The 4,984-nt window shown below is 72.1% G+C and carries 7 protein-coding genes; 1 reads left to right on the top strand and 6 read right to left on the bottom strand.

The features are described from left to right. From AB0J69_RS61360 to AB0J69_RS61335, 6 genes are all read right to left on the bottom strand, one after another. The coding region (locus tag AB0J69_RS61360) for an endonuclease/exonuclease/phosphatase family protein (RefSeq protein WP_364138558.1) at nucleotides 1-225 on the bottom strand (225 nt) is incomplete at its 3' end. 15 nt (nucleotides 226-240) lie between these two features. Beyond that, the gene (locus AB0J69_RS61355) at nucleotides 241-1,173 is read right to left on the bottom strand and encodes an ROK family glucokinase (protein WP_364138556.1); all 933 of its coding nucleotides are present in this window, start codon (nucleotides 1,171-1,173) and stop codon (nucleotides 241-243) included. A 14-nt stretch (nucleotides 1,174-1,187) separates the two neighbouring features. Next, complete coding sequence (locus AB0J69_RS61350) at nucleotides 1,188-1,610, bottom strand: DUF5304 family protein (protein ID WP_364138553.1); 423 nt, start codon at nucleotides 1,608-1,610, stop codon at nucleotides 1,188-1,190. 42 nt (nucleotides 1,611-1,652) lie between these two features. Then, complete coding sequence (locus AB0J69_RS61345; protein ID WP_364138550.1) at nucleotides 1,653-2,855, bottom strand: ArsA family ATPase; 1,203 nt, start codon at nucleotides 2,853-2,855, stop codon at nucleotides 1,653-1,655. A 1-nt stretch (nucleotide 2,856) separates the two neighbouring features. Then, on the bottom strand, nucleotides 2,857-3,294 hold the full coding sequence (locus tag AB0J69_RS61340) for an SRPBCC family protein (protein ID WP_364138548.1): 438 nt from the start codon (nucleotides 3,292-3,294) through the stop codon (nucleotides 2,857-2,859). Nucleotides 3,295-3,345: 51 nt separating this feature from the next. Continuing rightward, nucleotides 3,346-4,113, bottom strand: coding sequence for a metallophosphoesterase (locus AB0J69_RS61335; RefSeq protein WP_364138545.1), 768 nt, complete (start codon nucleotides 4,111-4,113; stop codon nucleotides 3,346-3,348). A gap of 126 nt (nucleotides 4,114-4,239) precedes the next feature. Here AB0J69_RS61335 and AB0J69_RS61330 point away from each other — a divergent pair. Beyond that, on the top strand, nucleotides 4,240-4,984 hold a 745-nt coding region (locus AB0J69_RS61330; protein WP_364138543.1), incomplete at its 3' end, for an AMP-binding protein.

Below are 4,984 nucleotides of genomic sequence, written 5' to 3'. Positions count from 1 at the left end.
GGCCCGCCGGCCGGTGAGCACGGCCACGCCCCCGACCCGGCCGGGGGTGGCCACCGTCAGCCCGACGGCGGCGGCCAGGGCACGCCGCCTGGCCCGCCACCGGCCGAACCTGGGCGCCTCCTGCACGCACAGCACGTCGGCGCGCGCGGCGCCGATGACCCTGGTCAGCGCGGGAACGCTGTCGCGCAGCCCGTGCAGGTTGTAGGTCGCGACCCTGATCGTCACGTGCGGGCGGCGGCTCTAGCGCTGCCTGGCCAGGTCCGCGGCGCCCACCACCCCGGCGGAGGCGCCCAGCTCCGCCAGCTTGATCTCGGCGAGCGGCCGGTGCCCGCGCCCGGTGATCCGCTCGGCGAAGGCCTCTCTGGCCCGGTCGATGAACAGGTCGGCGGCCCGGGAGACGCCACCGCCGACGATGAAGCAGCCGGGGTCGAGGATGGCGGCCAGGTCGGCCATGCCCTGGCCGAGCCAGTCGGCCAGGCTGCGGAAGGCGGCCAGCGAGGCGTCGTCGCCCAGCCGGGCAGCCTCGGTCACCTCCTCGCCCTCGATCGTGCCGCCGGCCAGCCCGAGCAGGATGCCCGCCCGCTCCGGCTCGGCCGCGGCGATCTCCCTAGCGTCCTTGACGAGGGCCTGGCCGCTGGCGTACTGCTCCCAGCAGCCGATGTTGCCGCACCCGCACTGCCGGCCTCCGGGCAGGACCTGCATGTGGCCCAGCTCGGCGCCCATGCCCCAGCGGCCCCGGTAGAGGGCGCCGTCGAAGACCAGGCCGCCGCCGATGCCGGTGCCGAGCGTCAGGCAGACCACGTGGGACTGGCCCCGGCCGGCCCCGAACCGGGTCTCGCCCCACGCCATGGCGTTGGCGTCGTTCTCGATCACGACCGGGAGGCCGACGAGGCCGCTGATCTTCTTCTGCAGCGGCTCCTCGCGCCAGGCGAGGTTGGGGGCGAAGCGCACCATCGACCGGGTCTCGTCCACGAACCCGGCCGCGCCGACCCCGACGGCCTCGATCTCTCTACCGTGCGACAGCTCGCGAACGACGTCGGCCACCGTCTCGGCCACCACTTCCGGGCGGTCGGCGGCGGTGGGCCTGAGCGTGTGTGCGACGATCTCGCCATTGTCGTCGACCACACCGGCGGCCACTTTCGTCCCGCCAATGTCGACACCGATCGTGAGCATTTGCGCCGTTCTCCCTATCCGAGATCTATGTGTTCCACATTGTCGCGGCGGCCGTCGTCGGTGTCGCGATCGCGGTCGTCGCGCGGCCTGCGGGGGGCGGCGGGCCTGCTCAACGCGTCGAGCGCGCCGCGGAACGCGGCGAACAACTCACCGCCGGCGGCCACCAGGTGCCCGGTGACCTCACCGCCGGACTCGCGCTGCGCCGCGATCGCCCGGCAGACCGGGCAGGCGCGGCAGATGTACTCGTCGTGGGATTCGGACACGGCCTCTTCCCACACGTCCCGCTCCCTGCGGCCGCCGCCGGTGAAGGAGTTGAACATGGTCTTGCCGACCTGGCGGGTGGCCCGCCCCTGGATCGACTCGAACAGCTTGCGCGCCTCGTCGGCTACGGTGCCGATCGGGTCCCTGGCGGGATCCCTGTCATTGCTCTCGGTCATCTTGGCCCTCCCTGCGTTTGGGTCGCTCATCCATTCAACTCATCAGGTCGCGGATTCGCTCCCCGAGTCGGACGGTAGCGCGGGCGGATCGCCGGCGGCACCGTCGGGGGACCACGTGACGCGGAGCACCCCGTCGCGCAGCACCGCCCCGCTGATCCTCCTGCGGGCCAGCGCCGCGGGCAGCGCCAGGATCCTCCGGTACGGGCCGGCGGTGACGATCAGCTCGTCGCCCTTGCGGGCCAGGTCGATGTCGTCGCGGTCGGCGCCGGGCAGGGCGAGCGCCACCTCGTCGGCGCTCATCCGCAGCGGCGGCTCGACGGAGTGGGCGGCGAACGGGTCGGACTCGCCGTACATCGCGGCACCCACCTTGGCCAGCGCGTCCTTGCCGACGGGCTCGGCGGGCAGGTAGGGGACGACGTGAATGGGCAGCGGCGCGAACGACTGCTCCGCCTCGGACAGCAGCCGCGACTGCGCCGCCACCCACTGGGCGCGCCACTCGTCGGCGCCCTCGGCCGGGAAGACCCGGTTGGCGATGACGGCGTCGACGCGGTAGCCGTACAGGTTGAGCGAGGTCAGGGTGCGCCTGGCCTCGGCGAGCACCACGGACTCGGGCGTGAGCACGAGCCGCACGGAGGCGTGGTCGCCGGTGAGCAGCTCGCGCACCTCCATGAGGCCGCGGTGGAAGCGCTCGGCCGCGCTCATGACGTCCTCGCCGGGCGCGCTCACGTGGGCCACGCTGCGCACGAACGGGGAGACCAGCCGCACGATCTTGCGGCCGACCGGCATGAGCCGGGTGACGTGCCAGTCGAGCGCCTCGGGCAGGGCCAGCAGCCGCAGCGTCTCGGCGGTGGGGGCGCAGTCGACCACGATCACGTCCCAGCGGTCCTCGCGGGCGTGCTCGCGCAGCTCCAGCAGGGCGATGACCTCCTCGGCCCCCGGCAGGACGGTGATCTCCTCGGAGGTGATCTCGTCGAGGCCCAGATCGAGCAGCACCCCCCGGGCGTAGCCCTGCAGCTCGCCCCAGTGGCGCTCCAGCGTCTTCTGCGTGTCGACCTGGTGCAGGTGCAGGCCCGGCGCGATCTCCCCGGGCTCGGCCCCGAGCGCGTCTGCCAGCGAGTGGGCCGTGTCGGTGGAGACGATGAGCGTCTTGAGGCCGCGGCCGGCGGCGAGCGTGGCGGTCGCGGCGGCGGCCGTGGTCTTGCCGACGCCGCCCTTGCCGGTGAAGAGCAGGACCCTCGGGCTCAACTCAGCGGCCTTCGACGCGCTTCTTGAGGCCCTTGAGCGCGGTGTCCACGATGACCTTCTCGGCCTTGCGCTTGATCAGGCCGATCATGGGCACGCTGAGATCGACCGTGAGCTCGTACGTCACGTCGGTGCCACTGCCCGCGTCGGTGAGCCGGTAACTCCCCCGGAGGTCGGAGACCATCTTCCCCGGCTCGACCACCTGCCAGCTCACGCCGTCGTCGCCCTGCCAGGTGTAGCCGAGGGTGTAGGAGTCGCTGATCGGGCCGGCGTCCAGCACGAACCGCACCGTCCGCGCCCTGCCGTCCGCGTCGCTGGTGAGGACCTCGGCGCTCTTGACCTGCCCGGCCCACTCGGGGTAGCTCGGGAAGTCCGCGATGACCGCCATGACCTCGGCGCGCCCGGCGCCGATGGTGGTGCTCGAAGTGGTGCGATCAGCCATGCGACCACCGTAGTGCACAATCCGCTACTTGCGGCGGACCCCCGGAGGGGGTCACCACTCCAGGACGTACGGGACGCCTCGGCCCCGGAAGTGGCCCACGTTCACGCACTCGGTACGCCCCACGCGGGCGCGGGCGTGCAGCGGGTTGTGGACGTGCCCGAACAGGGCGTACCGCGGCTGCGTACGCCTGATCGCCTCCAGCGTGGCCTGGCTGCCGCGCTCGAACCGCCTGGCCACCACGTCGTAGAGCAACTGGGGCAGGGCGGGCGGGATGTGGCAGCACAGCACGTCCACCTCCCCGACGGCCTCGACCTTGGCGGCGTACTCCTCGTCGGTGAGCTCGTGCGGGGTGCGGTAGGGGGTCTTGAGCCCGCCGCCCACGAACCCGAACCGCAGGCCGCCGATCTCCGCCACCTGCCCGTCCAGGACCCGGTGGCCGGGCCCGAGGTAGTCGCTCCACAGCCGCGGGATGTCCACGTTGCCGTAGGTGAGGTAGGCCGGGGCCGGCATGGCGGCGAACAGGGCCGCGTACTGGGCGCGTACGTTCCGCTCGATGTGCTCGCGCGGATCGCCCTCCAGCGTCGCCCACAACCGCGCCGACATGGCCCTGGCCTCGTCGAAGCGCTTGGCCGTGCGCAGCGCGATGAACTCCCTGGCGTTCTCGGCGCCGAACAGGTCGGCGAAGATGCCCTGCGCGTGGTCGTCGTAGTCGACGAACAGGATCAGGTCGCCCAGGCAGATCAGCGCGTCCGCCCCGTCACCCGCCCGCGCCAGGGCGTCGGCTCTGCCGTGGACGTCGCTGACGACATGGACCCTCATGGGGAAAACTCTACGGGCGGCGGCTGCTAGCGTGAGGAATGCCCTTCATAACGCCTCAATGACGGAGCTACCGGCGCGTAACTTAAGGCGGTAACGTCCAGGCGGTCCCCGAAGAGGAGTTGATCCGTGCGCGAGTACAGCGTCCCCGTCCTGGTCGATGTGCCGGCTTCGGCCGGCCTGCCCGACACCGTCTTCCGGCGGGCCGAGCAGGAGCCCGGCGCGATCGTGATGCGCCGCAAGGTCGGCTCCGGCTGGCCCGTGGTCACCGCGGCCGAGTTCCGCGACCAGGTGGTGGAGGTGGCCAAGGGACTGATCGCGGCGGGCGTCGAACACGGTGACCGGGTCGCGCTCATGTCGCGCACCCGCTACGAGTGGACACTGGTCGACTACGCCATCTGGTCCGTCGGCGCGGTGACCGTGCCGATCTACGAGACGTCCTCGGTCGAGCAGGTCAGGTGGATCCTGCACGACAGCGACGCGAAGGCGGCGTTCGTCGAGCTGGACGCGCACGAGGAGACCGTCCGGGAGGCGGTGCCCGAGCTGAAGCCGATCTGGCGGGTGGACGGCACGCTGGAGACGGGAGCGGTCTCCGCCTCCGACGTCGACGAGCGCAGGAAGCTCGTCTCCGCCTCCGATCTGGCCACGATCGTCTACACCTCCGGCACCACGGGCCGCCCCAAGGGCTGCCGGATCACCCACGACAACCTGCTGTTCACCGCGCTCAACGTGCTGCGGGGGCCGCTGGAGCCGCTGTTCGCCAGCAAGGACCCGGCCGCGCTGCTGTTCCTGCCGCTGGCGCACATCTTCGCGCGGATGATCCAGGTCGTGCTGATCGAGGCGGGCGCCGTCATGGCGCACACCCCCAACATGA

Source organism: Nonomuraea sp. NPDC049709 (assembly GCF_040674815.1).
GTDB lineage: Bacteria > Actinomycetota > Actinomycetes > Streptosporangiales > Streptosporangiaceae > Nonomuraea.
This window is presented reverse-complemented; position numbering and strand designations above follow the sequence as displayed.

Excerpts from the sequence above, each read along its gene's own strand:
- AB0J69_RS61335 (WP_364138545.1), bottom strand. The coding sequence starts at position 4,113 with ATGAGGGTCCATGTCGTCAGCGACGTCCACGGCAGAGCCGACGCCCTG.
- AB0J69_RS61350 (WP_364138553.1), bottom strand. The coding sequence starts at position 1,610 with ATGACCGAGAGCAATGACAGGGATCCCGCCAGGGACCCGATCGGCACC.
- AB0J69_RS61355 (WP_364138556.1), bottom strand. The coding sequence starts at position 1,173 with ATGCTCACGATCGGTGTCGACATTGGCGGGACGAAAGTGGCCGCCGGT.
- AB0J69_RS61340 (WP_364138548.1), bottom strand. The coding sequence starts at position 3,294 with ATGGCTGATCGCACCACTTCGAGCACCACCATCGGCGCCGGGCGCGCC.